The organism is Streptomyces sp. ICC1 (assembly GCF_003287935.1).
GTDB lineage: Bacteria > Actinomycetota > Actinomycetes > Streptomycetales > Streptomycetaceae > Streptomyces > Streptomyces tritrimontium.
Genome location: NZ_CP030287.1, coordinates 2,953,086 through 2,977,454 on the forward strand (window position 1 = coordinate 2,953,086; position 24,369 = coordinate 2,977,454).

Genomic DNA, 24,369 nt, shown 5'->3' on the forward strand with positions numbered 1-24,369 from the left:
GATGCTGCCAGCCCCTCGCTGTCGGCGGGTGCGGTGAAGTCGATTCGTGAAGGTGACGGCGGATCAGGCTCCTTCACCGAGGACCGCTCGGATCAGCTCCCGTTGATCACCGGTCAGGACCGTCTCGTCGAGGTCGATCACCTGGTCGTCGACCGTGATCCGGTAGTGGAAGCCGTCCGCCACGGACGGCAGGACGCGCCGCACGAGGTCTTCCCATTCCGCGGCGTCCCGCCGGACGGAGGTGTCGATCTTCCGCACCTTGTCCACGCCGGCGAAGCCCCCTGAGCGACTGACGGTGATCAGCATGGCCGTTCTCCTTCGGAAGTCGGATCCGTGCTCACGGGGAGCGCGCACCGGCCCTTCGGCCACCGGCGGGACCCCGTGAGGTCCTGGACGCGCTTGCCCCGGATCGGCCGGTCCTCCCCCGCGGAATGCCGGGAGCGACGCCAACGGCTCGATTTCAACGGTGTCCGGCCGACGGGCGACCGGTCGAGCGGGGCCGAACGGCGCCGGCGCCCTCCACCTCCGCGTCAGCCGGCGGCGGTGGGCCAGGAACGCAGCACGGCGGAGATCCGCTCGGCGGTGCACCCCGGGTCGAGGAGGAGGTCCTTCAGTGCGATGGCGTCGTCGCGGGTGGGTTTGACCGCGATGCCGGCGGCGCCCAGGTACATGACACCGGTCGCGGCGGCCACGGCGAGGTTGGAGCGTTCGAGCCAGCGACAGCGGCCCAAGGTGTGCACCAAAGCGGCGGCCTTCGCGTAGGGGCCCTCGTAGACCGGCTCTTCGAAGAGCTCGGCGCGGTGGCGGGCGACCGCCGCCACGGGGACTCCGTAGTCGTCGGGAGCCGGGTCGTCTGCGCCCGCGACTTCGGCGACGCGCAGGATCCAGGGGACGTCGATGTGCAGTTCCATCAGGCTGCGCGCGCTCCCGAACCCTCGCGCTGCCCGTCCTCGGCCTCGTCGAAGACGCTCTGGTGCTCCGCGAGGAAGCGGGCGGCCGCCTCGACGCCGCGTGCGCGCAGGCCGCTCGCATCGTCCTGGACGAGTCGGGCGAGGTAGTCCCCGATGCTCAGCCCCAGATCCGCGGCACGCTTCTTCGCGAGCTCCGCGACGTCCTGGTCCACTCGTGCGCCCAGCTGTGTCTTCGCCATACCGCACACGGTAACAGCTGTTACCAACGCCTGCCAGGATATCGGGCGGCGGGGGCTCCTGACACGGTGACGCCGCGACACGGGGGGCGCGACACGGGGGCCGCCGTGGGCCGGGGTGTTTGCCGTCGCGGAGAATTCTCCGGCCTATCATGAACGCGCGACGGCCGCGCATTTCCCAGCCGGTTGCGGAGTCGCGCGAAAGGACGATCCCGGATGGCCGACGGTTCATCAGGAAGTCCCGGGCGCGCCGGCTTTCGCATTCCCCGTGCGCGCATTCCACGTGCGCGCATTCCATGGCGGAAAGGTCCACGGCCCGTGCCACGGGCGGGAATCGCGGCCCTGACCGCCGTTTTCTGTGTCGTGACAGCATCAGCTTCCTTGGTGGCGCACGCGGAATCGGACGCGCCCGCACCGCCCGGCATCCGCGCCGGTCCGCCTCCGCCATTGGAATCCACGGAAACGGTACTGTCCCTGCCCATGGGTGCCGTTCGCCCTGGCGACGCGGTGGAGGTTTTCCTGTTTTCCGGCGGCGACTGGGTCGAGCGCGCGGATTGGAGCGTGCTTTCCGCTGCTTTCGCCCGAAGCCTCGTCACCGAGGAATACGGGAGGGCGGCCGTGGGAGGAATGGCCCGGGTGCGGTGTGACGTCGCCCCGGGGCTCTATCCCGTGCGGGTGCCGGGGCGCAAGGACAGCGAGGGCCGACCGCTGGCCGGCGTACTGAAGGTGGCGGCCCGCACGGATCCGGCCCCGTGCGCGGACCCGTCGTCCCCGTCCACCTCACCCGCGGGCGCCGGTCCGGACCTCCGGGTGTACGGCGCCGGAGGCCTCGCCCTCGCCGGCGCCGCGGCGGGCACGGTCTGGTGGCTCCGCCGCCGCGCGATCACCGGGCCGGTTCATTAGACACGGAAGGAATGCGCGCTGTGCGTCGTACGAGCATGCGTGGACCGCTGGTGGCCGCGGCCTCCGCCGTCCTGCTGATGACCGGGACTGCCGCCGCCCCGGCAGCTCCGGCGCGGGACGCGGACCAGCGGGCGGTGGCCGAGGCACTGGCCTTCTGGACGCCGGAGCGGATCGCCGGGGCGACTCCGGTGTCGGGCCGCGGCGAGCCGCCGGAAGACACCGGGCGGCCCCGTGGCGAACGCGGCGTGGGCCGGACCGCCGCCCATTTCGCGGGCGTCAGAACCGTGGGAGTGCTGTTCGGGCGGGGCTCCTCGCTGCGCGCCCACTTCTGTACGGCGAGCGTGGTCGCCAGCCCCGGGAAGGATCTGATCCTCACCGCTAACCACTGCACCTTCACCGCCAACACGGTGTTCGTGCCGAACTACGACCGGTCCAAGAACCTGCGGTCCCAGCCGTACGGGATCTGGCCGGTCAAGAACTGGTTCAAGTACGCGGCGAACAAGGGCAGCGGCGACGTGACGGCGACGTCGGACCTCGATTTCGCCTTCGGCAAGGTCTCGGGCCATGCGCGCAGGAAGCTCCAGGACGTGACGGGCGCGAACACGCCGGCCCGTACGCCGCGCTTCGACAACAGGGTCACCGTCATCGGCTACCCCAAGATCGACCGCAATCCGCCGGACCTGGCCGTGCGGTGCGCCACCGACACGGTACGGCTGGCCGGCTACCACCAGATGAGGATCGACTGCGCCGGAATGTGGGGCGGCGTCTCGGGCGGACCCTGGTTCTCCTCCCTGGACAGGAAGACCGGCCGGGGGACGATCATCGGCAACGTCGGCGGCCACTGGGGCGGCGGCCCCAAAGTGCCCGGCAGCCATCCGATGTACCACCGGATCACCTACAGCCCGGTGTACTCGGGCTACTTCTTCACCCTGTACGAGGACGCGAAGGCCGGCCGGCGCAGCCACGAGAAGGACCGATACCGGCAACCCCGCCCGCCCTTCGGCATGGGCAACGGCTCCACGTGGAAGCACGCGAGGCTGATGGCCTCGGGCGACTACACCGGGCGCGGACGGGGACGCCGCGATCTCATCGTCGTGTGGAGCGACGGGGAGGTCACCCTCTACGCCGGGGACGGCGACAACGGGTTCTCCGGCGAGCGGCGGCTCAAAGCGGCGAACGGCACCTGGAAGCACGCGAAGACCATCACGGGCGGCGACTTCACGGGCGGCGGCCTGTCCGACCTGCTGGTCGTCTGGTCGGACGGGGAATCGTCCCTGTACCCGGACGTGGGCGGGGCGGCCGGCCTCGGCGGGGAGGTCAGAATGGCCCCGGCGGGTTCGGACTGGAGGTACGCCGAGCAGATCGTGGGCGGCGCCTTCGGAACCGCGGGCGCCGTCACCGATGTGGTGGTCCGCTGGCAGGACGGGGAGGTCACCGGCCACACGCGGGTCGGCAGGGGAACCTTCGGCGGGGAGCGCCGCCTGATGGCCCCCAACGCCCTGCTCAAACGGGGCGCCGCCGTGATGACGGCCGGGGACTTCTCCGGGAACGACAACTGGGACCTGACGGTGCGCCGGTCGGACGGGAGCCTCGTCCAGTACCAGGACACCTCACCGTCCGGGCTGGGCAAGGCGGTGCGGATGCGGGGTCCCGGCCGCACCTGGCCGCACGCCGCGGTGATGACGGCCGGCGACTTCAACGGCAACGGCCACCCGGACGATCTCGTCGTGCGCTGGTCCGACGGCGAGACCACGCTCCACGCGGACTGCGACACCGCTCTCGGATCCGAGCACACCCTCGTACCGGCGGCCGCGCGGAAGACGTGGGAAACGCGGAAGACGCGAAACGAGCGATCCGTACGGTAGCCCGCGGTCAAGCCCGGGGCGCGGCACCGGCCTTGGCCCCGGTCCGGCCCAGCGCGACCACCGCGGTCAGCACGCTCAGCGACCACAGCAAGGACGCCGTCCGGTCATGGCCGTGACGGCCCGTCCACCAGCCTGCCGCCGCGACGGCACCGAAGACGAGGCCGTCCAGAACCAACCGTCTCCAGCCGTTCAACGCCATCCGTCCGCCCTTCCACGACACCGCACCGAGTTCCCGCCCCGGCACTCCGATCACCCATCCAATCACAGAGTGCGATCAAGTCGACACTGTCCGGAGTCATGCGGTGCGGCCCGGCGCCGGGCGCGCGACAGCCCTCCCGTGGGGAGCCGGGAGGGCGCTGCGCCCGGGATGGTCCGGAGCCACACCATATGCACGGAAACGCGCGCCCCCATAGGTATATGGCAGGGGCAATTCCGGATTTCCGGTCCCGCCCGCACCGCGCCGCCCGAACCACCGGGGGCCGGGTCCGGCGGCGGTGCGATCCGGCCAGGGCCGGCGCTCCGCCCTGGCGCTCGCGCGGCGGGCCCGGTTTCACTGCGGGCCCATGAGACGACACAGGACCATGGGCGCGCTCGGCGCGCTGGCCCTCGCGGCGGCCACCCTCGCCGCCGCGGGTCCCGCGGCCGCGGCCGAACCCGGCGGCCCGCGCGCGACGGCCGCCCCCGCACCGGCGGCATCACCGGGCACGGAGCCGCCGCCCGCCGAGTTCGGAACGGACTGGCACGACCCCCTCACCCCCGCCCCGCCCGTGGCCCGACCCGCGACCCGGTCCTGCCAGGTGACCCTCGCCGAAGCGCAGTTCCGCGATTTCACCCCGTACCGGGGCAGCTACGCACCACCCGCCGCCTGCGGAACGGCCGCCGGCTGGGCGAAGGTGGTGCTGCGCCTCGACGGCAAGGTCAAGGGCCGCCAGTACGACCGCCTCGGCCACCTCTCCGTCGGCGGCGTGGAGGTCTTCCGCACCTCCACGCCCGAGCCCTCGCCGGACGGCATCGCCTGGTCCGTCGAGAAGGACGTCACCCACTACCGCGACACCCTCAGCGGCCCGCAGCCCGTCGAGATGCTCATCGGCAACGTCGTCAACGACACCTACACCGGCGTCATCGACGTCAAGGTCACGCTGACCTTCTACGCGGCCGAGGGCCGACCCGGCACCGCCACCGCCACGGGCTCGGACTCCGGCCGCACACCCGACCGCGTCCTCCCGCTCACCACCCCGGCCGTCACCCCCCCCCGCAACACCGAGCGGCTCCTCGCCGAGGTCTACGCCACGGGCTCCGGCGGCGGCTGCGAGGAGTACTGGTACATGACCGTCCCGGACGCGGCCCCGTACTCCTGCAAGGCGGCCGACGGCCCCTACCGCGAGGTCCGGATCTCCGTCGACGGCCGCCTCGCCGGCATCGCCGCGCCCTTCCCCACCGTCTGGACCGGCGGCTGGTCCAACCCCTTCCTCTGGTACGTCACCCCCGGGCCCCGCGCCTTCGACGTCCAGCCGATCCGCTACGACCTCACCCCCTACGCCGCCCTCCTCAACGACGGCCGCCCGCACCGCGTCGAGGTCTCCGTCGCCGGAGTCCCGGCCGGGCAGAGCGGCTGGAGCACCCCGACCAATCTGCTGCTCTGGCAGGACACGGCCCGCGAGGTCGTGACCGGCGCGCTCACCCGCGAGGAGCAGAGCGATCCGGCCAACTCCTCGCGCTGGACACGCGCCGCACCCGGCGCCGAGCACCGCCTGGACACCGAGGGCGGCCACCGGCTGACCGTCGCCGGGTACCTGAACACCTCGCACGGCCGGGTCACCACCACCGTCACCCGCACCGTGCGCAACACCTCGGTCCACCGCTGGACCGAGGGCGAGGACCGCGACGCACTGACCGCCACCTGGACCGACGAGGAGCGCGTGACGCGCGGGGCGACCACCGTCCGCACCGACCGTACGTACACCATGGACGGCGAGACCACCCTCGGCGCGGACGACCGGCTGCGCACCGTCATCAGCCTCGGCGACCGCGCCGACACCGTCACCCTGCGCGGCGGCCGTGAGGTGGACCGGTCCCGCCTCGAAGACCGGTACACGGGTGACGCGAGCTACACCGTGAACGTCCCGCGCGAGCAGCGGCACGCGGTCGCCACCACCTCGGCCCGCTACCGGCTGTACGGGACGGGGGCGCCGGGCGGATGCCACGACCGCACGGTGGCCACCGTGCAGGGCACGATCACGCAGGACCGCCGCCGCTGTTGACGCCGGGCCGGCCGCATCCGGGCGGGCCCGATGCGGGGGCTCGCACCGTCAGGGGCTCCGGCGGGCGTTGAGCCGGGCGGCCTGGCGCGTCAGATGGTCGCGCTCGGCGAGGTTGGGCGCCTTGCGGGCCGCCTCGGCGTACAGCCGGGCCGCCTTCACGGGGTCGCCGTCGCGCTCGTGGAGGTACGCCGCCACCGCCGTGTGGCGGGGCAGCGAGCCGTCCAGCGCCGCGAGCGCCACGAGGCCGGCGCGCGGTCCGTCGGCCTCGCCCACGGCCACCGCGCGGTTGAGCAGGACGACGGGGCTGTCGGTCAGCCGCGCGAGCTCGTCGTACCACTCGACGATCTGCACCCAGTCGGTCTCCTCGGCGGCGGGCGCGTCGGCGTGCAGCGCCGCGATGGCGGCCTGGGCCTGGAACTCGCCGAGCCGGTCGCGGGCGAGGGCCGCCTGCAGGATCCGTACGCCCTCGGCGATCGACCCGGTGTCCCACCGGCCGCGGTCCTGCTCCGCGAGCGGCACCAGGCTGCCGTCGGGCGCGGTCCGGGCGGCGCGCCGGGCGTGGTGGAGCAGCATGAGGGCGAGCAGTCCCGCCACCTCGGGGTGGTCGATCGCGGCCGCGAGCTGCCGGGTGAGGCGGATGGCCTCGGCGGCGAGGTCGACGTCCCCGGAGTAGCCCTCGTTGAAGACCAGGTAGAGGACGCGGAGCACGGTGGCGACGTCTCCGGGCTGGTCGAGCCGTACGCCGGACACGGTGCGTTTGGCCCGGCTGATGCGCTGGGCCATGGTCGCCTCGGGCACCAGGTAGGCCTGGGCGATCTGCCGGGTGGTGAGCCCGCCGACGGCGCGCAGCGTGAGCGCGACCGCGGACGACGGGGTCAGCGACGGGTGGGAGCACAGGAAGTAGAGCCGGAGCGTGTCGTCCGCCGCGGGCGCGGGCCCGGGCGCCGGCTCCTCGTCGACGCGGTCCTCACGCCGGCGGCGGGCGGTGTCCGCGCGGGTCGCGTCGAGGAACCGGCGCCAGGCCACGGTGACCAGCCAGCCCTTGGGGTCCCTCGGCGGGTCGGCCGGCCAGACGCGGACCGCCTCGGCCAGGGCGTCCTGTACGGCGTCCTCGGCCGCCGCGAAGTCTGCTCCGCGGCGGACGAGGATGCCGAGCACGCTCGGCGTGAGGCTCCGGACCAGGGCCTCGTTCACGGGGGAGGTCACTCCGTGATGGTGGGCGGCGCGGCCAGGAACGGGCGCACCTCGAGCCACTCGTGGATGGGCTTGCCGCCGGCCCCGGGGGCGGCCGAGAGTTCCCCGGCGAGTTCGAGGGCGCGGTCGTAGCCGTCGACGTCGATCACCATCCAGCCGGCGATGAGGTCCTTGGTCTCGGCGAACGGGCCGTCGGTGACCGGCGGGCGGCCTTCGCCGTCGTACCTGACCCAGGCTCCCTCGGGGGCGAGCGCCTGACCGTCGACGAACTCGCCGGTCCCTTCGAGGCGGTCCGCGAAGTCCTGCATGTACTGGACGTGGTCCGTGATCTCCTGCGGCGTCCACTGGTCCATGGGCACGTCGTTGACCGCTGCCGGGGCCCCGCGGTAGTGCTTGAGAAGCAGGTACTTGGCCATGATGTCTCTCCTCGGTCTGGTGCGACCCATCTTCGTCGCGTTCACAGCGGGGACGGAGCGGGCCACGGGTTCTCGACATCGCCGCCGAAAGTTTTTTTCGGAACCCGGAACCCGGAACCCGGAACCGGAACCCGGGACCCGGCCCGCTGCGGCCGGCGGAGCGCCCGGGCGGGAACGTGCCTACGCTGGGAGGAGCTCCCGGGGAAGGCCGTGGACCGCGGCTCGCACCCCTCGGACGAGGTGAAGCCATGACAGTGCGCGCACGAACGGTTCGTCCGCGGGGTCGCTTCCCCGCGATCGCCACCGTTTCCGCCGTTTCCGCCGCGTGTCTGCTGTGCGGGTACACGGATTCCGGCAAGGGGCCCGCCTCCGCGGCGGCCGTTCCGGTCTCCGCACAAGCGCGCGAGGGTTCCTGTGAGACCTCCCTGCCCGACAGCTTCTGGCGGGCGCCCGTGGACACCCTTCCCGTGCACCCGCGCTCCGCCCAGTACGTCTCCTCGATCGGTTCGGCGGAGCCCCTGCACCCGGACTTCGGTTCGGGGCTCATCGACGGCCGGCCCTTCGGCATTCCCATCACCGTTTCGGATACGACGGTGCCGGAATCGAAGGTCTCGCTGGACTACGCCGAGGAAAGCGATGCGTCCGGGTACCGGATCCCGCGGAACGCCAAGATCGAGAACGGTCCGGCGAGCGACCAGGACCGGCACGTCGTCGTCTGGGACCGCGTCCTGTGCAAATCGTACGAGCTCTGGAACGCGCAGCCGCAGGGCGACGACGCCTGGCACGCCGGCGGGGGCGCGATCTTCGACCTGCGGTCCCACCGGCTGCGGCCCGACGGCTGGACCTCGGCGGATGCCGCCGGCCTCGCCATCCTGCCCGGCCTGGTGCGCTACGACGAGGCGGCGGGCGGGCTGGTCGACCACGCGATCCGCATCACCGTGCCGCGCTCGGACCAGAGCTACATCTGGCCCGCACGGCACCAGGCGGGCTCCGCCGCGGACCCGTCGCTGCCGCCCATGGGGCTGCGGCTGCGCCTCAAGAGCTCGGTGGACACCTCGAACCTGGCCCCGCAGGCCAAGGCCGTGGCCGAGGCGCTCAAGAAGTACGGCGCCATCGTCGCGGACAACGGCTCGGCCTGGTACATCTCCGGTGAGGAGAACGCCGGCTGGGACAACTCCCAGCTCGACGGGCTCAAGGGATTCAAGGGCTCGGACTTCGAGGCGGTCGACGCGTCCGGCCTCCGGCAGTCGCCGGACTCGGGAGCCGTCACGCCGAGGTGAGGCCCGGCCCCCGCGCCCGCGCGGGATCGAGGAGGCCTCGGCCCCGGAACTCCCGTCAGGCCGGGAGGAAGACACCGCGCAGCGTGTGCGCGCGGTCCATGGTGACGTTGATCTGGGTGCGGGGGTCGTACTGGACGCCGTCGTAGAGCCAGGCGACGAGCCGGTAGCCGGTCTGCGGGCGGGCGGTGACGCCGACGACGGTGCCCGGCTTGTAGGGCCCGAAGACGGCGGGGCGGACCGTGCCGCCCTCGGTGGAGGACAGGGTGAGTGCGTGGCGGGTCTTGGCGGTGGCCAGGGTCCGGTAGCCGGCCACGATCGGGGTGGACAGGCGCGCGAGGCCCGCGTTGTTGTTGTTCGCGTCGCCCAGGGGCTGGCCGTTGACGGTGTTCTCGGTGTTGGAGTACTGGTTCACCGCGCTGCACTGCTTGAAGCAGGAGCTCGCGTACGCCATGAGGGTGTGGTGCTCCTCGTTCGGAGTGATCCACCCGGTCCCGTACGGGGTGTTGAGGCTGTTCATCCAACTGCCGTCGGGGACCTGGTGGTTCAGGGTTCGGCGGTCGTGCCACAGGCCGAGGTTGTGGCCGAGCTCGTGACCGAGGTTGTACCAGCCGGTCAGCGAGTCGAAGTCGACGACGGAGTAGGCGTCCTTGGAGTTGAAGATGCCGCGCTCGGGCAGGTTGCCCTGGCCGGAGGACTGGCCCGGATCGACCTTGTTCACGATGGTGAGCAGGTCCACCCCGTAGCGGCGGCGCAGATCGGCCGCGGTCGCTCCCAGGGCCGCATCCTGCGGGTTGTTCATCTTCGCGTGCATCACGGACGAGGTGTTGTCGCCCCGGTATTCCGTGTTGTACGTGCCGAGGATGTCGATGCTGGCGGGGATGTTGCTGTCGGCGAGCGCCTCGTTCATCTTCCGCTCGGCCCAGTGGATCGTGTTGATGACCTGCTGCTCGCCGCCGGCCTCGGTGACGGCCTTCGGGGTGTAGCCCGCGATGACGTCGATGATCACCGGGTTCTCGACCGTGGCCTCGACCCGGCCCTGGAGGTTGCGGCGCATGGCCGACGCGGAGGCCGGGTCGGTGGCCGGCTGGTCGGGCGCCCTGCGCGGACGGTGGTCGGGGTCCTCCTCGGTGGCGCGCAGCCGGGGCGGCTGGCCGGCGAGGGTCTCCAGGTGGTAGACGCGCTCGCCGAGGTCGGCGAGGACCTCCACGACGACGGGGCCGGGAGGCGTGCGGTCGGCGGCGCACACTCCGCGCATCGAGAGGACGACGCTGGTCTCGGGCCTGTCCTTGACGTGGCCGCTCCAGGTGAGCGTTCCCTGGTCGTCGTCGGTCCCCTCCTCGACCGCGGTGACGCGCAGGTCGTCGAAGAACTCGAAGGTGTGCTCGCGGGGCGCTCCGAACGGGGCCGGGGTGCACAGCGTGCGGAACTGGTCCGCCACGAGGGGGAAGGTGCGCTCGCGCAGCAGTTCCTTGCCGTCGCCCGCCGGGGAGGGAAACGGAGGGGCCCCGCGACTCCGGTCGCGGGGCCCCTCCGCCCGTCTGGACGGGCCCCGCACCCGCACCCTCGCCCGCGCTGCCGCTGCCGCTACCGCTACCGCTACCGCTACCGCCGCAGCTTCCCCATCAGCGCCCGCCCGTCCTCGATCCTCCCCCCCTGGACCCCGTCCCCGTCCACGCCCCCGCCCGCGCCCCGCGCCCCGCTCCCCGCACCGAAGACGCCTACTGAGTTCCCACCACTGAGCGTCAGGACGACCGGAACCCCCAGGGCGAGCCACGGCAGCGACATGCGTCACGTCGTCTGGCAGCCCAGACGCATCACCCTCGTCCCGTTCCGCTGCCTTCGAGCGTGCGCGGGGAAGAGCCGAGGAGGGCGAGGGTGTCAGCATCCGGGCTGCCCGGCTCCGCGGTCCCGATCAGCAGGTGCTGGCCGGGGGCGCTCTGAATGTCGAAGGACTGGTACGTGAGGGTGAGCCGACCCGCGCGTGGATGGTTGAAGGTCTTGGATCTGAGGCCGAGAGAGCTGACGCCGTGCCGTAGCCACATCTGCTCGAACTCTTCGCTTCCGCCGCGCAGTTCCTGGATGGTGGCGGCCATCCGGAGATCCCCCGGATGGTGTCCGGCAGCCAGGCGCAGGGCCTCGACGGAGCACTGCGCGACCTCACGCCAGTCTGCGTAGAGCTCTCGGGCGGCGGGGTCGAGGAAGAGGGAGCGCAGCACACGGCGGCGGTCGGCCAGGGGCGAGAGCAGGGCATCGGCCAGAGCGTTGGCCGCGAGCACCTCGAGGCGGCGGTTGATGACGTACGCGACCGCGGCGGGGAACGCCTCCATGAGCTGGAGCAGAGCCGGGTCCACTTCGTCGGACTCCTCGGCGGCCTCGAGCGCCGGTAGGAGGCCGGCAAGACGGTAGGCGTGCCAATGGGCGTCGGCGTTCAGGCGGAGTACCCGCGAGATGGCGTCGATGACCTGGCCGGAGGGGTTGCGTTCGCGCCCCTGCTCCAGCCGCGTGTAGTAGTCGGCGCTGACACCGGCCAGCACGGCGACTTCCTCGCGCCGGAGCCCCGCGACCCTGCGGTGTCCGTAGGTCGGAAGGCCCACTTCCGCAGGCTTCAGACGGGAGCGCCGCGCTTGCAGGAAATCGCCGAGTTCGTACCCGCTCATGCCTCGATCGTACGCGGCGCGTTCCTGGGAGTGGCGCACCCAGGAAGCTCCGCCCTGCCTGCCCGGGGCAATCACCTCCAGGATCAGAGGGGGGTGGACGACCACCCGGTCCGGCAGCCGCCGGCTTCATCGAAGGGGTTCTCATGACCGTCCCGCCCATTCCTGCAGGCAAGGTCGTACTGGTCACCGGTGCGAGCAGTGGGATCGGCGAGGCGACGGCACAGAGGTTGGCCGCGTCGGGGCACCGGGTGATGCTGGGAGCCCGGCGCACGGACCGTATCGCTGCCCTCGCCGAGGACATCCGGCGCAGCGGCGGGGAGGCCGGCCACCGGGAACTGGACGTGACCAGCCTGGACAGTATGCGGGCCTTCGTCGACGCCGCGCAGGACCGGTTCGGCCGGGTCGACGTCCTGGTCAACAACGCGGGCGTGATGCCGCTCTCTCCGCTGGACGCGCTCAGGGTCGACGAGTGGAACCGCATGATCGACGTGAACGTGCGCGGTGTACTGCACGGCATCGCCGCCGTTCTCCCCCTCATGCGCACGCAGGGCTCCGGCCACATCGTGAACATCGCCTCCGTCTCGGGGCACCGCGTCGACCCGACCGCCGCCGTTTACAGCGCGACCAAGTTCGCCGTTCGGGCCCTGTCCGAGGGGCTGCGGCAGGAGAGCCGCGACCTGCGGGTGACCGTGATCAGCCCCGGACTGACCAGGAGCGAGCTGGCCGAGGGCATCAGCGACACGGCGGTGCGCGAGGCCACCAAGGACATGCTGAAGATCGCGATGCCCGCTGACGCCATCGGCACGGCGATCGACTACGCCATCAGCCAGCCCGACGAGGTCGACGTCAGCGAGATCGTCGTGCGACCCACCGCCCAGGGCTGAGCCGGCGGACCACGCAGACACGTCGTACGGAGACACGTCATGGTGACGAAGCAGCAGGTGGAAGCATGGGTCGAGGGATACGTGCGGGCCTGGACCTCCAACAGTCGCAAGGACATCGCAGCCCTCTTCACCCCGGAGGCCGAGTACCACGAGTGGCCGTACGCGACGGACTGGATCGGCCGCGAGGCGATCGTCGAGGGGTGGCGCGGCCGGGCCGGGTGGCAGGAAGGGGGCTGGAACTTCGAGTGGTCCCTCCTCGCGATCAACGGGGACACCGCGGCCATCGAAGGCACCGGGCGCTACACGGAACTCGGCACCTTCGCCAACCTGTGGACCGTCACCTTCGGCAGCCACGGGAAGTGCACGGTGTTCCGCATGTGGAACAACGAGGTCTGACGCCCACCGCGCCACAGGTGCCGACGCCACACCACGCCAAATAGAAACGTACGTTTGCGTTACGCCTCCTCCAGTGCTAGCTTCACAGTGAAACGAAAACGCTCGTTTCTCTTTGATGTGGCGGGTCTCCTGCGGATCTCACAGGGAATCCCGCACGACGAGGAGGCGTCATGCCTGCGTCGCCCATCACCACTCCCCTCCCACCGCACACAGATGTTCTGATCGTCGGCGCGGGCCCCGTGGGGCTGACCCTGGCCGCGAGCCTGCGGCAGCTGGGCGTGGACCACGTTCTCATCGACCGCGACACCAACGTGCAGACCGGCAGCAGAGCGGCAGCGCTCCAGCCCCGCTCCCTCGAATACCTGGACCGGATCGGCGTCGCCGAACACCTCGTGGCGGCGGGTGAGCGGGGGCCCGGGTTCCGCGTCCACGACCGGGAGCACACGCTGCTGCACGCTTCCTACGCCGATCTGGACACGCCCTACCCTTACGTCCTGCTCGCCTCCCAGCAGACGACGGAGGAGCATCTGCTGCGGCGCCTGCGGGAGCTGGGCGGCGGGGTGCACCGCGGTTACAGGTTTCTCGGCTTCACTCCCGATTTTCCCGGGGTCTCCGCCGTGATCGCCGACCCGGAAGGCTTGTTGCGATCGGTCTCCGCGCGCTACCTGGTGGGCTGCGACGGTCTGCACAGCGCCGTGCGGACAGCTGCCGCGATCGGCTTTCCCGGAGAGGCGCCTGAGCAGGTGTTCGCCCTGGCCGACGTCCGCCTGGATGCTGGGCCGAACGGCCTCGGGGAGCACGACACCACCTTCTTCCTCTCCTCCGCGGGGATGCTGCTCCTCTCGCCGCTCGCCGGCGCACAGCACCGCATCGTGACTCCCGCCGCGCCGGGTTCGGCCGCGCCCTGCGCCGCCGACATCGAGCGGCTGGTGTCCGAACGCGGGCCGGTGGCGGGGCGCATCCGAGTGGCGGAGGTGGTGTCCGCCTCCACGTACCGCGTTCAGGAGCGGGTCGCCGAGCGGTTCCGGGCCGGTCCGGTCCTCCTGGCCGGGGACGCCGCGCACACCCACAGCCCGGCCGGTGGCCAGGGCATGAACACCGGCATCCAGGACGCCGGGAACCTGGCCTGGAAGCTGCACGCCGTCCTCACCGGAGCGGCCCCCGCCGAACTGCTGGACAGCTACCACGACGAGCGGCATCCGGTCGCGTCCGAACTGGTCGCCTTCACCAGCCAGTTCGCCAGAATTGCCACCCTCAGGGACCCGGCCGCCGGACAGCGGCGCAACGACCTGTTCGCGGCTGCAGCAGCCGCGAACAGGTGTCCTCGACTGGATCACCGCCAAGCTCGCCCAGCTCGACATCGGCTACGCGCAGGAGCCCGGCCACGGCTCCCCACGTGCGGGAGACCGGGTCTCGCCCCTGACCGTCCCGCAAGCGGGCCTGCGCTGGACGCTGGCCCTACCCGGCCGGAGTGAACCGGAGGACGAGCGACAGCGGGGCACCGTCCTGTCCGTGTGTCACGTACCGGGACTACGCACTCCCCTGCTGGTGCGCCCCGACGGCTACCTCGCCGCGCACGGAGTACCGGCCGAACCGGCCGAGGTTCTTGGCCAGCTGGCCCAGCATCTGCCCCTGCCCGTTCCGTCCACCCGATGATCCGGCTGTTCAAAGGAGACAAGGACATGTCGACTTCTGCTTCCGCCCCCACTCTCATCCGCAACGTCGCCGTCTTCGACGGCACCGAGCTCCACGCCCCCCAGGACGTCCTCATCGACGGCCCCGTGATCGTCGCCGTCGGCCCCGCCCTCGGCACACCGGCCGGAGCGACCGTCGTCGACGGCAGCGGCCGCACCCTGCTGCCCGGGCTGATCGACGCCCACACCCACACGACCGACACCGAACAGCTGCGGCGGGCACTCCTCTTCGGGATCACCACCGAGCTCGACATGGGCGGTACGCCCTCGGTCGTCCGCGCGGTACGGGAGGCCGCGCGCGAGCGCGACGACCTGGCCGACCTGCGCATCGCGACCACCGGGGCCACCGCACCCGGCGGCCACCCGAGCCAGTTGGTCGAACTCGGCCTGATGGACCCCTTCCCCACCGTCACCGGCCCCGAGGACGCCGAAGCCTTCGTCGCAGCACGGGTCGCCGACGGGGCGGACCACCTCAAGATCTTCATCGAGGACGGCACCGCGATCGGCACGCCGATGCCCGTCCTGTCCCCCGAGACGATCCGCGCGTTGGTACGGGCCGCACACGAGCACGGGCTGCGCACCGCCGCCCACACCCTCACCCGCCGGGCAGCCCGTCTCGCGGTCGACTGCGGCGTCGACGGCCTCGCCCACGCCCCCGCCGACGGGCCCTCCGACGACGCCCTCGTGGAGGACGCCGCAGCCCGGGGCATGTTCGTCGTACCTACGCTGACCTCGCTGACCGGCACGACCGAAACCCCGGCGGAGTACGCCCTCGTCGACGACCCCCGCCTGCGGCCCTACGCCGACCCCCAGTGGCTCAAGGAGATCGAGCGCATGCGGACCGACGGCCCGGGCGAGGACGAGGTGCGGGTGGGGCCCGTCTCGGTCGACGCCCGGTACGCGGCCGACGTCGCGCTGCGGATGTTCCGGGCCGGGGTCCCGCTGCTGGCCGGCACCGACGGCACGGGCGGCGCGGGCCACCCCACCACGCACGGCATCAGCTACCACGGAGAGCTGGCCCTCCTCGTCGCGGCCGGACTCACTCCGGCCCAGGCCCTCACGGCCGCCACCACGGCCCCCGCCGACGCCTTCGGCCTCCACGACCGCGGGCGCGTCGCCGCCGGGCTGCGCGCCGACCTCCTCCTGGTCGAGGGCAACCCCCTGGTCGACATCACCGCGGTCCGGGACATCGCCCGCCTGTGGCGGCGCGGCGTACCCGTAAACCGCACGGCCGCGCTCCTCGCCGACGGGCTGGTCTGAGCATGAGCACCCTGACGACCACATCGAATACCCCGGCACACCGGGGCCTCCACCACCTCAAGCTGTGCGTCAGCGACTTGGAGCGCAGCGCCCGCTGGTACGGCGCCGTGCTGGGCGCCGGCCGGGTGAGCGCACTGGACCACCGCCGCCCCGACGGGACGCTGTTCTCCGTCGTCCTCGAGGTCCCCCACCTGCCCTGTCGGCTGGAGCTGCGCCTGGACCCGGCGACAGCCCGCGCCCTGGACGGGAACGAGCTCCTCACCCTGTCCGTCGAGGACCGCGCCGCCGTGGACGAATGGATCGCGCACCTGGACGGCCTGGGGGTCCCCCACTCACCGCCGGTCGTCGCGATGGTGGGCTGGGTGCTGGTCGTACCCGATCCGGACGGGCTGCGCCTGCGGCTCTACACGACCGAGCCCCACGGGCTCGACCGCTCGCGCATCGAGTACGACTCCCCCTGGCTGAGCACCGGGCCCCCCGTCGGCGCGGCCACGGAACGACCGAACCCCCGCGCTTGAGCGGGGCACAGCTCGTGCCGGTGGAGCGCCCCCGTTCGGGGGACGCTCCACCGGCACGTCAGCTGTCCCAGGAGGCCGAGCCTAGGGAGGACAGGCCCGCGACGAGGTGTTCCGCGGACACGGGTGCCACCAGGTGCCGACCGACGAGAAGTCCCGGCATGAGGGTCATCAGGACCGTCGCGATCCCCCGGGGATCCGCGTCCGCGGGGACCTGGCCCTCCTCGCACCAGCGCCGGGCCAGCTCCTCCAGCCGACCGTGCACGCCGAGGTAGAAGGCCCGGGTGCGTTCCTCCATGTCCGGCCTGCGCAGGGCCTCCCCCCACGACTGGATGGCGATCCGCGTGAGGTCGTACTCCGACTGGGCGTCCCGGTCCCGGACCTCACCCACCATCGCAGCAACGACCTGCGCCGGTGACGCGGTGGGACGCTGTGCCAGCAGTCCGTCGAACAGGCTCCGCACGAGGGTCATGGCCTCGTCCGCGGCGGCGTCGATGAGGTCGTCCTTGCTCCGGAAGTACCGGTAGACAGCGCTGGAGGACATGCCGGTCGCGGCGATCACATCGTCCATGGACGTGGCGTGGAAACCGTTGGCGGAGAAGCAGGTCCAGGCACTGGTGAGGATGTGACGGCGCCGCTCTTCCCGGCGCTCGTCCGTCAGGCGAGGCATCCCCCCACACTAAACGAGAACGATGGTTTCCGTTCCAGACGTGCGAGGGAGCAAGCCCGCGTTGGATCGGCCACCTGAGCGGCCCCGCCTCTGCGGAGCTACGGGGCACACAGTTCGCCCAGTTCGTTGACGTCCCGTTGAAGAGCCTGGGTTCCAGGGCTGCCCCAGGGGTGGCTGTTGAGGAAGCGCTGGGCGGCGGCGCGCACGGCCTGCCAGTCGTTGGCGTTCGTCGGGGCACCGGCGTTGCTCAGGTCCCCCTTGGTCCGGGCCACCACGTCGCGGCAGGTGGCCAGGGGCGCCGCGCTCACCGGAGCGGAGGCTCCGAACAGGGTGGCGCCGCCGAGGACCGCGGCCATCACGGCGACCGAGGTGACGGGCTGGAAGGATTTCACGGGTTTCGGGCTCCTGTTGGGACGGATCATGGGCAGAGGTTGGCTCCGCGCTGCGTGTACTCCGGATGTGGATCAAGGACGCATCGCGTAGGTTCCGGCGATCGCTTCGATGCCCTGCCACAGGTCGTGGGTCCGTTCGGTGTCGTGGGCGGGGGTGCGCAGGCAGGCGAGGGCGTGCTCGCGCTGTTGGTCCGTCGTGCCGGGCTTGCCGTGGAGTTCGGTGAGCGGACCGGCGAAGTCCCTGATGAGCAGCGCGAAGATCTGGTCGAGGACACCCCGGTCCAGTCCGGTCAGTCGGGCCTGCTCCAGGATGAGGTGGCCGTAGACGACGGTCATGAACAGCCGGCCGATCGGAAGCATGAAGTCGAGGTCTCCTCGCTGGCCGGCATCCGGACCGCAGGTGGCCAGCAGCTCGCGGAATCCTTCGACCTGTTCCCGGAAGCGCGTCACGTTCGCCACGTCCTCGAAGTGGTCGAAGGCGGGACGCCAGTCGTGGAAGCGGACCTCGCCGAGCCGGCCGGTGGAGCCCTGCCGGAACAGGAAGCCGTCGTCTCGGTCGTCGGTCCGGGAGGGCACCGGGTCGTAGGGGGCGTCGCCGAGCAGGTAGTTGCGCAGGAACTTCAGGATCAGCGTGATGTTGACGTGGACGGTCCCTTCCAGCCGTGGCAGGCCGGGCAGGTCGCGTGCGACCCAGTTGAAGTGGGTGTCGGCTTCGAAGCCCTTGGCCGCGATGGCGTCCCAGAGGAGGGTGACGACCTGCTCCGCCTCCGTGGTCACCTTCGTCTTGGACATGGCCGTGAAGAGGATGTAGCGGCGGTCGTCCTCTTGCGCGGACCTCATGTAGTCGACGGCGCGGTTCGTGAACATCTTCATGGCGAGCAGGCGGAGGTAGGCGTCGCTGAAGATCCGGCGGATGTGCGGGAAGTCGGTGACGCGCCGCCCGTAGAGCATGCGGGTGTGCGCGTGGTTGAGGGACTCGTGGAAGGCGTGCTCGCAGGCGCCGATGCCGGCGGTGCCGAGGTTGAACTTGCCGATGTTGACGGTGTTCAGGGCGACGTCGAGGGCCGGCTTGCCGGTGTGCAGGATGTCGTCGGCGGTGACGGGATAGTCGTCGAAGCTGATCTCGGCGACGTAGAGGTGGTCGTTGGCGACGTTGCGGACGGCCGTGTAGTTCGGGTGGCGGCTGTCGGCCAGGAAGAACACGTAGCCGTCCGGGCCTTCGACGTCGGCGCGGCGCCCGAAGGCGGTGACGATGCCGGCCACGTTCCCGTTGCCGATGTAGTACTTCGAGCCGCTAGCGCGGAACCCGCCGTCGGCCGTGGGGGTGAGGAGGAGGTCCGTCGCGTAGATGTCGGCTCCGTGGGTCTTCTCCGACAGGGCGAAGGCGGCCGAGTGGCCCTGCCTGAGGAGTTCGACCGTACGGCGGCGGGCTGTCGCGTTGCCGCTCTGCCAGACGGGGGCCAGGCCCAGCATGGTGACGTGCCAGGTGTACCAGCCGTTGATGCCGTAAAAGGCGAGGACCTCGTTGAAGGCGGTGTTGCGGGCGGTGTCCCAGCGCCCGTTGCCTCCATCGGCGGCCGAGGGGATCAGGCAGTGCGCGAAGATGCCCTGTTCTCCTGCGAAGGCGAGGAATTCGGCGAACCATGACGCGTAGCTTTCGACCAGCCGCTTCTTACCGCGCCCTTCGAACCAGTCGATCACGGCCCTCAGCAGCCGTCGGGTCTCCGGGTCGAACTCGGCGGGATCGTAGGACCGCGGGTTCAGAATCACCGGCTGAAGCATGTGGGATCACCCTGTTTCCTTGCGTGGCCGGGGCCCCGGCCGTCCTGGACTCTCGCGCACCCTTTGCGGACGTTCGAATATTCACGCCTGCTATCCCTCCTGCCTACCGTGGTGAGGCAGGGCATCGAGACCCACCTCGGGGATTAACAGACAGGAGCAGCGATGATGCGCAAGCAACTGATCGCAGCCGCAGTGACCGCGCTGTTCGCGGCCGGAGCGCTGGCGGCGGCGCCGAGCAGCTTCGCCGTGCCGTCGGCGTCGCCGGGCACCACGCACGTCGTGCTGAGCGGACGCGCCTCCCACAACACGTCCCTCGGCACTGTCGCGCCCCTCATTTGCAAGAGGGGCTGTAGCTGAACCATCCCGCGCGACGGAGGCTGCGCCGCCCTCTCCGCACCCCTTCGGGGAGGGCAGCCGTCGAGGACGGACTCCAGGCAGGCCTCCACCGAGAGGACAGGAGCAGCGGACCGCGCGGCCGTCGGCCGAGGAAGGGCCGGCGCCCCACGGCCCGGGATTCCGCTGGCACCGGACCGCATCAGCTCTGGTCCGCCGACTCGGTCGCGTCGCCTGGCCCTTCACCGCGAGTTCGGCGAAGGTCCGCCGCTCGGCCGTCGGTAGCACTACCTCGTCCAGGTGAACCTTGTCGCGATCCTGGAATCCGCCCATGAGCACGACCTCCTGACGCTGAGGCACCGACCGCACAACCGGCGGCGGCGATCCGGGACAAGGACCCCGCCCGGGGAAGTGCCCTGTCACCCATCGTGATGGGTGTCCAACAACATGTGAATGCTTGCCCGTCCGCGCGACTTGCGCGAGAGTCCGCTCATGGCCGCACCGCTGACCGCACCGCCGTCCGCACCCCTCCCCACGTCTGCGACCTGGGGAGATCCCATCACCGAGACCCTCGAACTCACCGGCGCGCGCTGCGCCTTGTCCCGCGGACTCATCGCCGCCGGGGACTGGGCACTGGCCTTTCCGGCGCCGGGCCGGCTCAAGATCCAGGCCGTGATGCAGGGTGTCGTCTGGCTGGTGATAGAGGGCGTCGAACACCCCGTCCGCCTGGAGGCCGGCGACATCGCCGTCTTCGCCGGCGACCGCCGGTACACCCTGGCGAGTGACCCGGCCGTGCCGCCGATCGACGCGCTGCCCGTGCTCCGGGCGACCACCGAGACATTCTTCCACGCCGGGGACGAAGGGCGGGACGCCGTCACGATCGGCGGCCACATCGATCTCAACACCACGGGCAGGGACCTGCTGCTGAGCGCCCTTCCACCTCTGATGCACGTCAGTGCCACCACGGCCGAGGCGCCCGCGGCCTGCTGGCTCATGGACCAGACCCTCCACGAGATGCGGTCGGCCGCTCCGGGTGCCGCCTTCGCGGCGGAGCACCTCGCGCAGCTGCTCTTCGTACAGGTCCTGCGCGTCTTCCTGACCGACGCGAGCGCCGACACCTACCCGGTGGGCTGGCTGCGCGCCCTCGCCGACGAACGCGTCGCCCCCGCCCTGCGCCTCATGCACGGAGACCCGGCCCGCCCCTGGACCCTGACCGAACTCGCCCGCGCCGCGGCCATGTCCCGCACCAGTTTCGCCCAGCGCTTCAAGGAGGTCGCGGGCGTCCCGCCCCTCACCTACCTGTGCACCTGGCGGATGCGCCTGGCCCAGCACACCCTGTGCCGGGAGGACACCCCCGTGGCGGCCATCGCCTCCGCACTGGGCTACGGCTCCGAGAGCGCCTTCAGCAACGCCTTCAAACGCACCACCGGAGTGGCTCCGCGCCGCTACCGGGAAGCCGTACGGGCAAACTGAGCCGACCGCCGCGCCGGCGCTGCCTCCAGCAGCACCGTCGGCCCGCCCCCGTGACCCCTACCCGCCCTGTGGGCAGGGGTCGCGGGGCGGCCAGGAGACCCCGCGCAGCGCCGCGACCGCCTGGAGCGTCCCGTCCGTACGGCCGGCCAGCAGACCCCGGGGAGTGCGGACGCTCCAGAGGGTGTCCGCACACGGTTCGGCCCGGCCCAGGGGAAGGGGATGGGTGATGTCCGTGACGTCCTGGATGACGACCTCGCCGTCAGCTCGTGCCGCGCTGTAGCTGCGGCCCATGCACTTGAAGACCGTGGGCCTCGACGTGACCTCATCGAGCCCCACGACCGAAGTCCCCTGCTCGAGCCCCCTACCGGACATTGGACCGCACATTACGCCTCCGTTACAGCAAGCTACCGATCAAACGCTCATGGTAGCCACGAGGCGGCAGTGGTCCTGCGGCTCAATGGGTTCGCCCGTCCGCGATACCTGCGTGAGAGTCCACAGAACCGGCGGACGAGAGGCCGTCGGGCCGACGAGCGGGTGACCAGCCCGCCCGTCCGGGCTTCCCTGCGCGGGAGCCCGGTCACGGGCCGCCCGCCGTGGCGGACTCTCGCGCAGGAAGCCCGGACGGTTGCGCATTCCGTCCTGATGGCGGGCAAACCTAGCCTGGCTCTCTGTGGGCGACGGGGCAGGGCCAACGGGCCGCCGGAGTGCCCGCTCGCCCGCAACCACCGCGCCGGCGCCTTCGAACCGCTGCGGGAACGCGCAACCCCTGAGGACGAGAACGTGACTACGGACGCCCCCGCATACCTGCCGCCCCGAACGGTCGCCACCGCTCCCGGGTGTCTGCCCCTGGTGGGGCACTCGCTGGCCCTGCTGCGCGACCCGATCGGCGTACTGCAGTCGATCCGACCCCTGGGCGACCTGGTGGAGATCCGGCTCGGCAACCTGTCCGTGTACGCCGTGAACTCGCCGGCGCTCCTGCGGGAGATGCTCGTGACAGACGCGGTCTCCTACGAGAAGGGACGCTACTTCCAGAAGTCCCGCCCCTTCCTCGGCAACGGACTGCCCAACTCCGAGGGTGACTTCCACCGCCGCCAGCGCCGTCTGATGATCCCGGCGTTCCACCGAGAGAAGCTCAACTCCTACACCGGCGTCATGCGCCTGAGCGCCACCACGTACTCCGAGGCCTGGACACCGGACAGCACGATCGACGTGGCCTCCGAGATGTACGCGATCGGCAGCGAGGCCGTGGCCAAGGCCCTTTTCGGCAGCGCCCTGGGCAACGAGGAGGTGCGCCTCATCCGGCGCTGGCTGCCCACCTACGTGCACGAGTTGATGCGGCGTGTGGTCTCGCCCGTCGACTGGCTGGACCGCCTCCCCACCCCTGGAAACCGCCGCTTCCGGGAGTCGGGCACCCAGTTGCGCAAGGTCGTCGACCGGCTGATCCGTGAGCGCCTCGCCGACGGACGGCCCCGTGCGGACCTCCTCGGCATGCTGATGGCCGCCCGCGACTCCGACACGGGGGAACCGATGAGCCCGGACCAGCTCCACGACGAGGTCATGACCGTCATGGCCGCCGGGATCGAGACCGCCTCGACCAGCCTGACCTGGCTCTTCCACGAAGTCGGCTCCCGGCCCGACATCGAGCGACGGCTCCACGCCGAACTCGACGAGGTCCTCGGATCGAGGCCCGTCACCTTCGAGGACCTGCCGAAGCTCGTCTTCACCCAGAACCTGGTCAGGGAGACGCTCCGGCTGCGCAGCCCGGCCTGGATCCTGATGCGCCAGCCCGCCCGCCCCGGCGTCGTCCTCGGCGGAGTGGAGATCCCCGCGGAAACCGAGCTCCTGTTCAGCCCGCTCACCATCCACCGCGACCCCGGCCTGTACCCGGACCCCATGGAGTTCGACCCGGACCGGTGGCTGACCGCCGACCCGCGCGGCTGGGCCTTCCTGCCGTTCGGCGCAGGCCCCCGCAAGTGCATCGGCGACCACTTCGCCCTCACCGAGATGGCCACGGTCGTCGCCACCGTCGCCGCCCGCTGGCGCCTGGTCCCGCTCTCCGAGCAGCCGCCCCGCGAGGTGCCCGGGGCCGTACTGGTCCCGAGCCTGTTGCAGATGTCCCCGCAGCCCCGCGCCGCGCAGACCCGCAGCGGCGGCACGCGGAGCGACGCCGGCCTCCACCTCCCGTTCCCCGCACGGATCAGCCCCGACGCCGCACGCGCGGCCGCCGAACACCTGCAGTGGCCCCGGTCCTTCGGCCTCCTCCCCACCGACGCGGCCGCCGAGCGCCACGCCCGCGGCCACTACGCCGAACTCGCCGCCCGCTTCCACCCGGCCGCGACCGGGCCGGACCTGGCCCTGGGCGTCGACCAGATGAGCTGGTTCTTCTGCTTCGACGACGCCTTCGACGGCCCGGCCGGCGACGACCCCGGACAGGCCCGCACGGTGGTCGACGTGGTCGCCGCCGCCCTGGACCAGCACCCCGCCCCCGACGCACCACCGCTCGCCCGCGCCTTCCACGACCTCTGGCTGCGCAGCCGCGAGGGCATGTCACCGTCCTGGTGCGAGCGGGCCGCCGCGCACTGGCGGGCGTACCTCTACGGGCACGTCCAGGAAGCCACCAACCGGCAATCCGGCACCCTGCTCACCGTGGACGAGTACCTAGGACTGCGCCGCGACACCATCGGCGTGCAGCCCACGCTCGACCTCGCCGAACGGATCGGCCACTACGAACTGCCCGCCGCCCTCTTCGCCTCGGACACCGTGACAGCTCTGCGCACCCTGGCCGCCGAGATCGACTCCCTCCACAACGACCTCTACTCGCTCTCCAAGGAGGAATCCGGTGCGGACCCGCACAACCTCCTGCTGATCCTCCAGCGCACGGACGGGGCGGACCGCGACGACGCCTCCACCAGCGTGCTGGGCATGCTGCACGCACGCATCGCACGCTTCCGCAGCCTCGAAAGCGAACTGCACGCCCCTGCCGGCATGGCCCTGGACCGCTACCTCCGCGACGCCCTGCACACGGTCATGCGCGGCCCCTACGACTGGGCACCACGATCCGGTCGCTACAGCACCAACCCGCTGTGATCACCGGGACGGTCCTGGACACCGCTCGCACGGATGGCGTGACGGTAGTGGCGCGGGACGCGCCGGTCGCGCGTAGCCCTCGGGTGTACGCCAGGCAGGTACGGCACAGCTTCGGCATCCCGAGGCAAGAGTCCACGAGCGTGGCAGCACATGACGAGGC

At 71.6% G+C, this 24,369-nt stretch carries 25 protein-coding genes; 12 read left to right on the forward strand and 13 right to left on the reverse strand.

Annotated features, from left to right (window positions below):
• Nucleotides 1-63: 63 nt before the first annotated feature.
• From DRB96_RS13955 to DRB96_RS13965, 3 genes are all read right to left on the reverse strand, one after another.
• On the reverse strand, nucleotides 64-306 hold the full coding sequence (locus tag DRB96_RS13955; RefSeq protein ID WP_112448752.1) for a protealysin inhibitor emfourin: 243 nt from the start codon (nucleotides 304-306) through the stop codon (nucleotides 64-66).
• A 224-nt stretch (nucleotides 307-530) separates the two neighbouring features.
• Entirely contained in the window at nucleotides 531-911 is a 381-nt protein-coding gene (locus DRB96_RS13960; protein ID WP_112448753.1) for a fic family toxin-antitoxin system, toxin component, read from the reverse strand.
• A complete protein-coding gene (locus tag DRB96_RS13965; RefSeq protein WP_112448754.1) occupies nucleotides 911-1,150 on the reverse strand; it encodes a hypothetical protein in 240 nt (79 codons plus the stop codon). Before DRB96_RS13965 ends, DRB96_RS13960 begins: the two co-directional genes overlap by 1 nt.
• A gap of 633 nt (nucleotides 1,151-1,783) precedes the next feature.
• Here DRB96_RS13965 and DRB96_RS13970 point away from each other — a divergent pair.
• Together DRB96_RS13970 and DRB96_RS13975 are read left to right on the forward strand one after the other, a co-directional pair.
• Nucleotides 1,784-2,050, forward strand: coding sequence for a hypothetical protein (locus DRB96_RS13970; protein WP_204357717.1), 267 nt, complete (start codon nucleotides 1,784-1,786; stop codon nucleotides 2,048-2,050).
• Nucleotides 2,051-2,070: 20 nt separating this feature from the next.
• Nucleotides 2,071-3,915: a trypsin-like serine protease gene (locus DRB96_RS13975; RefSeq protein WP_204357718.1), complete on the forward strand. Its 1,845-nt coding sequence runs from the start codon at nucleotides 2,071-2,073 to the stop codon at nucleotides 3,913-3,915.
• Between the two features lie 7 nt (nucleotides 3,916-3,922).
• On the opposite strand, the gene DRB96_RS13980 is transcribed toward DRB96_RS13975, so the two are convergent.
• Nucleotides 3,923-4,168, reverse strand: a complete 246-nt coding sequence (locus tag DRB96_RS13980) for a hypothetical protein (RefSeq protein WP_162688632.1) — start codon at nucleotides 4,166-4,168, stop codon at nucleotides 3,923-3,925.
• Nucleotides 4,169-4,478: 310 nt separating this feature from the next.
• Between DRB96_RS13980 and DRB96_RS13985 the strand changes: the two genes are divergently transcribed.
• Entirely contained in the window at nucleotides 4,479-6,176 is a 1,698-nt protein-coding gene (locus tag DRB96_RS13985) for a peptide-N4-asparagine amidase (protein ID WP_239517728.1), read from the forward strand.
• Between the two features lie 48 nt (nucleotides 6,177-6,224).
• On the opposite strand, the gene DRB96_RS13990 is transcribed toward DRB96_RS13985, so the two are convergent.
• Together DRB96_RS13990 and DRB96_RS13995 are read right to left on the reverse strand one after the other, a co-directional pair.
• Entirely contained in the window at nucleotides 6,225-7,370 is a 1,146-nt protein-coding gene (locus tag DRB96_RS13990; RefSeq protein WP_112448758.1) for a DUF6596 domain-containing protein, read from the reverse strand.
• Nucleotides 7,371-7,378: 8 nt separating this feature from the next.
• On the reverse strand, nucleotides 7,379-7,786 hold the full coding sequence (locus DRB96_RS13995) for a YciI family protein (protein ID WP_112448759.1): 408 nt from the start codon (nucleotides 7,784-7,786) through the stop codon (nucleotides 7,379-7,381).
• Nucleotides 7,787-8,034: 248 nt separating this feature from the next.
• On the opposite strand from DRB96_RS13995, the gene DRB96_RS14000 reads away from it, so the two are divergent.
• The gene (locus DRB96_RS14000; RefSeq protein WP_162689069.1) at nucleotides 8,035-9,066 is read left to right on the forward strand and encodes a hypothetical protein; all 1,032 of its coding nucleotides are present in this window, start codon (nucleotides 8,035-8,037) and stop codon (nucleotides 9,064-9,066) included.
• A 55-nt stretch (nucleotides 9,067-9,121) separates the two neighbouring features.
• Here the strand turns inward: DRB96_RS14000 and DRB96_RS14005 are convergent, their stop codons facing one another.
• From DRB96_RS14005 to DRB96_RS14015, 3 genes are all read right to left on the reverse strand, one after another.
• Nucleotides 9,122-10,504 (reverse strand): M12 family metallo-peptidase, encoded by a 1,383-nt coding sequence (locus DRB96_RS14005; protein ID WP_112448761.1) that lies wholly within the window; start codon nucleotides 10,502-10,504, stop codon nucleotides 9,122-9,124.
• A gap of 164 nt (nucleotides 10,505-10,668) precedes the next feature.
• Nucleotides 10,669-10,851 (reverse strand): hypothetical protein, encoded by a 183-nt coding sequence (locus tag DRB96_RS14010; RefSeq protein ID WP_112448762.1) that lies wholly within the window; start codon nucleotides 10,849-10,851, stop codon nucleotides 10,669-10,671.
• A 29-nt stretch (nucleotides 10,852-10,880) separates the two neighbouring features.
• Nucleotides 10,881-11,723 (reverse strand): helix-turn-helix transcriptional regulator, encoded by an 843-nt coding sequence (locus DRB96_RS14015; RefSeq protein ID WP_112448763.1) that lies wholly within the window; start codon nucleotides 11,721-11,723, stop codon nucleotides 10,881-10,883.
• A gap of 143 nt (nucleotides 11,724-11,866) precedes the next feature.
• Between DRB96_RS14015 and DRB96_RS14020 the strand changes: the two genes are divergently transcribed.
• From DRB96_RS14020 to DRB96_RS14040, 5 genes are all read left to right on the forward strand, one after another.
• On the forward strand, nucleotides 11,867-12,607 hold the full coding sequence (locus DRB96_RS14020; protein ID WP_112448764.1) for an SDR family oxidoreductase: 741 nt from the start codon (nucleotides 11,867-11,869) through the stop codon (nucleotides 12,605-12,607).
• 39 nt (nucleotides 12,608-12,646) lie between these two features.
• Nucleotides 12,647-13,003 (forward strand): nuclear transport factor 2 family protein, encoded by a 357-nt coding sequence (locus DRB96_RS14025; protein WP_112448765.1) that lies wholly within the window; start codon nucleotides 12,647-12,649, stop codon nucleotides 13,001-13,003.
• Nucleotides 13,004-13,173: 170 nt separating this feature from the next.
• On the forward strand, nucleotides 13,174-14,478 hold the full coding sequence (locus DRB96_RS14030) for an FAD-dependent monooxygenase (RefSeq protein ID WP_112448766.1): 1,305 nt from the start codon (nucleotides 13,174-13,176) through the stop codon (nucleotides 14,476-14,478).
• Between the two features lie 207 nt (nucleotides 14,479-14,685).
• Nucleotides 14,686-15,957, forward strand: coding sequence for an amidohydrolase family protein (locus tag DRB96_RS14035; protein ID WP_112448767.1), 1,272 nt, complete (start codon nucleotides 14,686-14,688; stop codon nucleotides 15,955-15,957).
• Between the two features lie 2 nt (nucleotides 15,958-15,959).
• Entirely contained in the window at nucleotides 15,960-16,475 is a 516-nt protein-coding gene (locus tag DRB96_RS14040; RefSeq protein WP_112448768.1) for a VOC family protein, read from the forward strand.
• Between the two features lie 58 nt (nucleotides 16,476-16,533).
• On the opposite strand, the gene DRB96_RS14045 is transcribed toward DRB96_RS14040, so the two are convergent.
• From DRB96_RS14045 to DRB96_RS14055, 3 genes are all read right to left on the reverse strand, one after another.
• Nucleotides 16,534-17,142: a TetR/AcrR family transcriptional regulator gene (locus DRB96_RS14045; protein ID WP_112448769.1), complete on the reverse strand. Its 609-nt coding sequence runs from the start codon at nucleotides 17,140-17,142 to the stop codon at nucleotides 16,534-16,536.
• A gap of 98 nt (nucleotides 17,143-17,240) precedes the next feature.
• Nucleotides 17,241-17,534: a hypothetical protein gene (locus DRB96_RS14050; RefSeq protein WP_112448770.1), complete on the reverse strand. Its 294-nt coding sequence runs from the start codon at nucleotides 17,532-17,534 to the stop codon at nucleotides 17,241-17,243.
• Nucleotides 17,535-17,606: 72 nt separating this feature from the next.
• Nucleotides 17,607-19,316 (reverse strand): acyl-CoA dehydrogenase, encoded by a 1,710-nt coding sequence (locus DRB96_RS14055; RefSeq protein WP_112448771.1) that lies wholly within the window; start codon nucleotides 19,314-19,316, stop codon nucleotides 17,607-17,609.
• A 162-nt stretch (nucleotides 19,317-19,478) separates the two neighbouring features.
• On the opposite strand from DRB96_RS14055, the gene DRB96_RS42900 reads away from it, so the two are divergent.
• Nucleotides 19,479-19,673 carry a hypothetical protein gene (locus DRB96_RS42900; RefSeq protein WP_162688685.1) on the forward strand — a complete coding sequence of 65 codons (195 nt, stop codon included), beginning with the start codon at nucleotides 19,479-19,481 and terminating at the stop codon, nucleotides 19,671-19,673.
• A 468-nt stretch (nucleotides 19,674-20,141) separates the two neighbouring features.
• Complete coding sequence (locus DRB96_RS14065; protein ID WP_112448773.1) at nucleotides 20,142-21,122, forward strand: AraC family transcriptional regulator; 981 nt, start codon at nucleotides 20,142-20,144, stop codon at nucleotides 21,120-21,122.
• Nucleotides 21,123-21,179: 57 nt separating this feature from the next.
• Here DRB96_RS14065 and DRB96_RS42905 read toward each other — a convergent pair whose 3' ends face one another.
• Nucleotides 21,180-21,458 carry a hypothetical protein gene (locus DRB96_RS42905; RefSeq protein WP_162688684.1) on the reverse strand — a complete coding sequence of 93 codons (279 nt, stop codon included), beginning with the start codon at nucleotides 21,456-21,458 and terminating at the stop codon, nucleotides 21,180-21,182.
• 444 nt (nucleotides 21,459-21,902) lie between these two features.
• On the opposite strand from DRB96_RS42905, the gene DRB96_RS14070 reads away from it, so the two are divergent.
• The gene (locus DRB96_RS14070; protein ID WP_162688683.1) at nucleotides 21,903-24,209 is read left to right on the forward strand and encodes a cytochrome P450; all 2,307 of its coding nucleotides are present in this window, start codon (nucleotides 21,903-21,905) and stop codon (nucleotides 24,207-24,209) included.
• Nucleotides 24,210-24,369: the final 160 nt, after the last annotated feature.

What these genes read in the sequence shown, in the direction of transcription:
- DRB96_RS13955 (WP_112448752.1), bottom strand. Translation starts at nt 306, where the DNA reads ATGCTGATCACCGTCAGTCGCTCAGGGGGCTTCGCCGGCGTGGACAAG.
- DRB96_RS13960 (WP_112448753.1), bottom strand. Translation starts at nt 911, where the DNA reads ATGGAACTGCACATCGACGTCCCCTGGATCCTGCGCGTCGCCGAAGTC.
- DRB96_RS13965 (WP_112448754.1), bottom strand. Translation starts at nt 1,150, where the DNA reads ATGGCGAAGACACAGCTGGGCGCACGAGTGGACCAGGACGTCGCGGAG.
- DRB96_RS13985 (WP_239517728.1), top strand. Translation starts at nt 4,479, where the DNA reads ATGAGACGACACAGGACCATGGGCGCGCTCGGCGCGCTGGCCCTCGCG.
- DRB96_RS13995 (WP_112448759.1), bottom strand. Translation starts at nt 7,786, where the DNA reads ATGGCCAAGTACCTGCTTCTCAAGCACTACCGCGGGGCCCCGGCAGCG.
- DRB96_RS14000 (WP_162689069.1), top strand. Translation starts at nt 8,035, where the DNA reads ATGACAGTGCGCGCACGAACGGTTCGTCCGCGGGGTCGCTTCCCCGCG.
- DRB96_RS14010 (WP_112448762.1), bottom strand. Translation starts at nt 10,851, where the DNA reads ATGTCGCTGCCGTGGCTCGCCCTGGGGGTTCCGGTCGTCCTGACGCTC.
- DRB96_RS14015 (WP_112448763.1), bottom strand. Translation starts at nt 11,723, where the DNA reads ATGAGCGGGTACGAACTCGGCGATTTCCTGCAAGCGCGGCGCTCCCGT.
- DRB96_RS14020 (WP_112448764.1), top strand. Translation starts at nt 11,867, where the DNA reads ATGACCGTCCCGCCCATTCCTGCAGGCAAGGTCGTACTGGTCACCGGT.
- DRB96_RS14025 (WP_112448765.1), top strand. Translation starts at nt 12,647, where the DNA reads ATGGTGACGAAGCAGCAGGTGGAAGCATGGGTCGAGGGATACGTGCGG.
- DRB96_RS14030 (WP_112448766.1), top strand. Translation starts at nt 13,174, where the DNA reads ATGCCTGCGTCGCCCATCACCACTCCCCTCCCACCGCACACAGATGTT.
- DRB96_RS14035 (WP_112448767.1), top strand. Translation starts at nt 14,686, where the DNA reads ATGTCGACTTCTGCTTCCGCCCCCACTCTCATCCGCAACGTCGCCGTC.
- DRB96_RS14040 (WP_112448768.1), top strand. Translation starts at nt 15,960, where the DNA reads ATGAGCACCCTGACGACCACATCGAATACCCCGGCACACCGGGGCCTC.
- DRB96_RS14045 (WP_112448769.1), bottom strand. Translation starts at nt 17,142, where the DNA reads ATGCCTCGCCTGACGGACGAGCGCCGGGAAGAGCGGCGCCGTCACATC.
- DRB96_RS14055 (WP_112448771.1), bottom strand. Translation starts at nt 19,316, where the DNA reads ATGCTTCAGCCGGTGATTCTGAACCCGCGGTCCTACGATCCCGCCGAG.
- DRB96_RS42900 (WP_162688685.1), top strand. Translation starts at nt 19,479, where the DNA reads ATGATGCGCAAGCAACTGATCGCAGCCGCAGTGACCGCGCTGTTCGCG.
- DRB96_RS14065 (WP_112448773.1), top strand. Translation starts at nt 20,142, where the DNA reads ATGGCCGCACCGCTGACCGCACCGCCGTCCGCACCCCTCCCCACGTCT.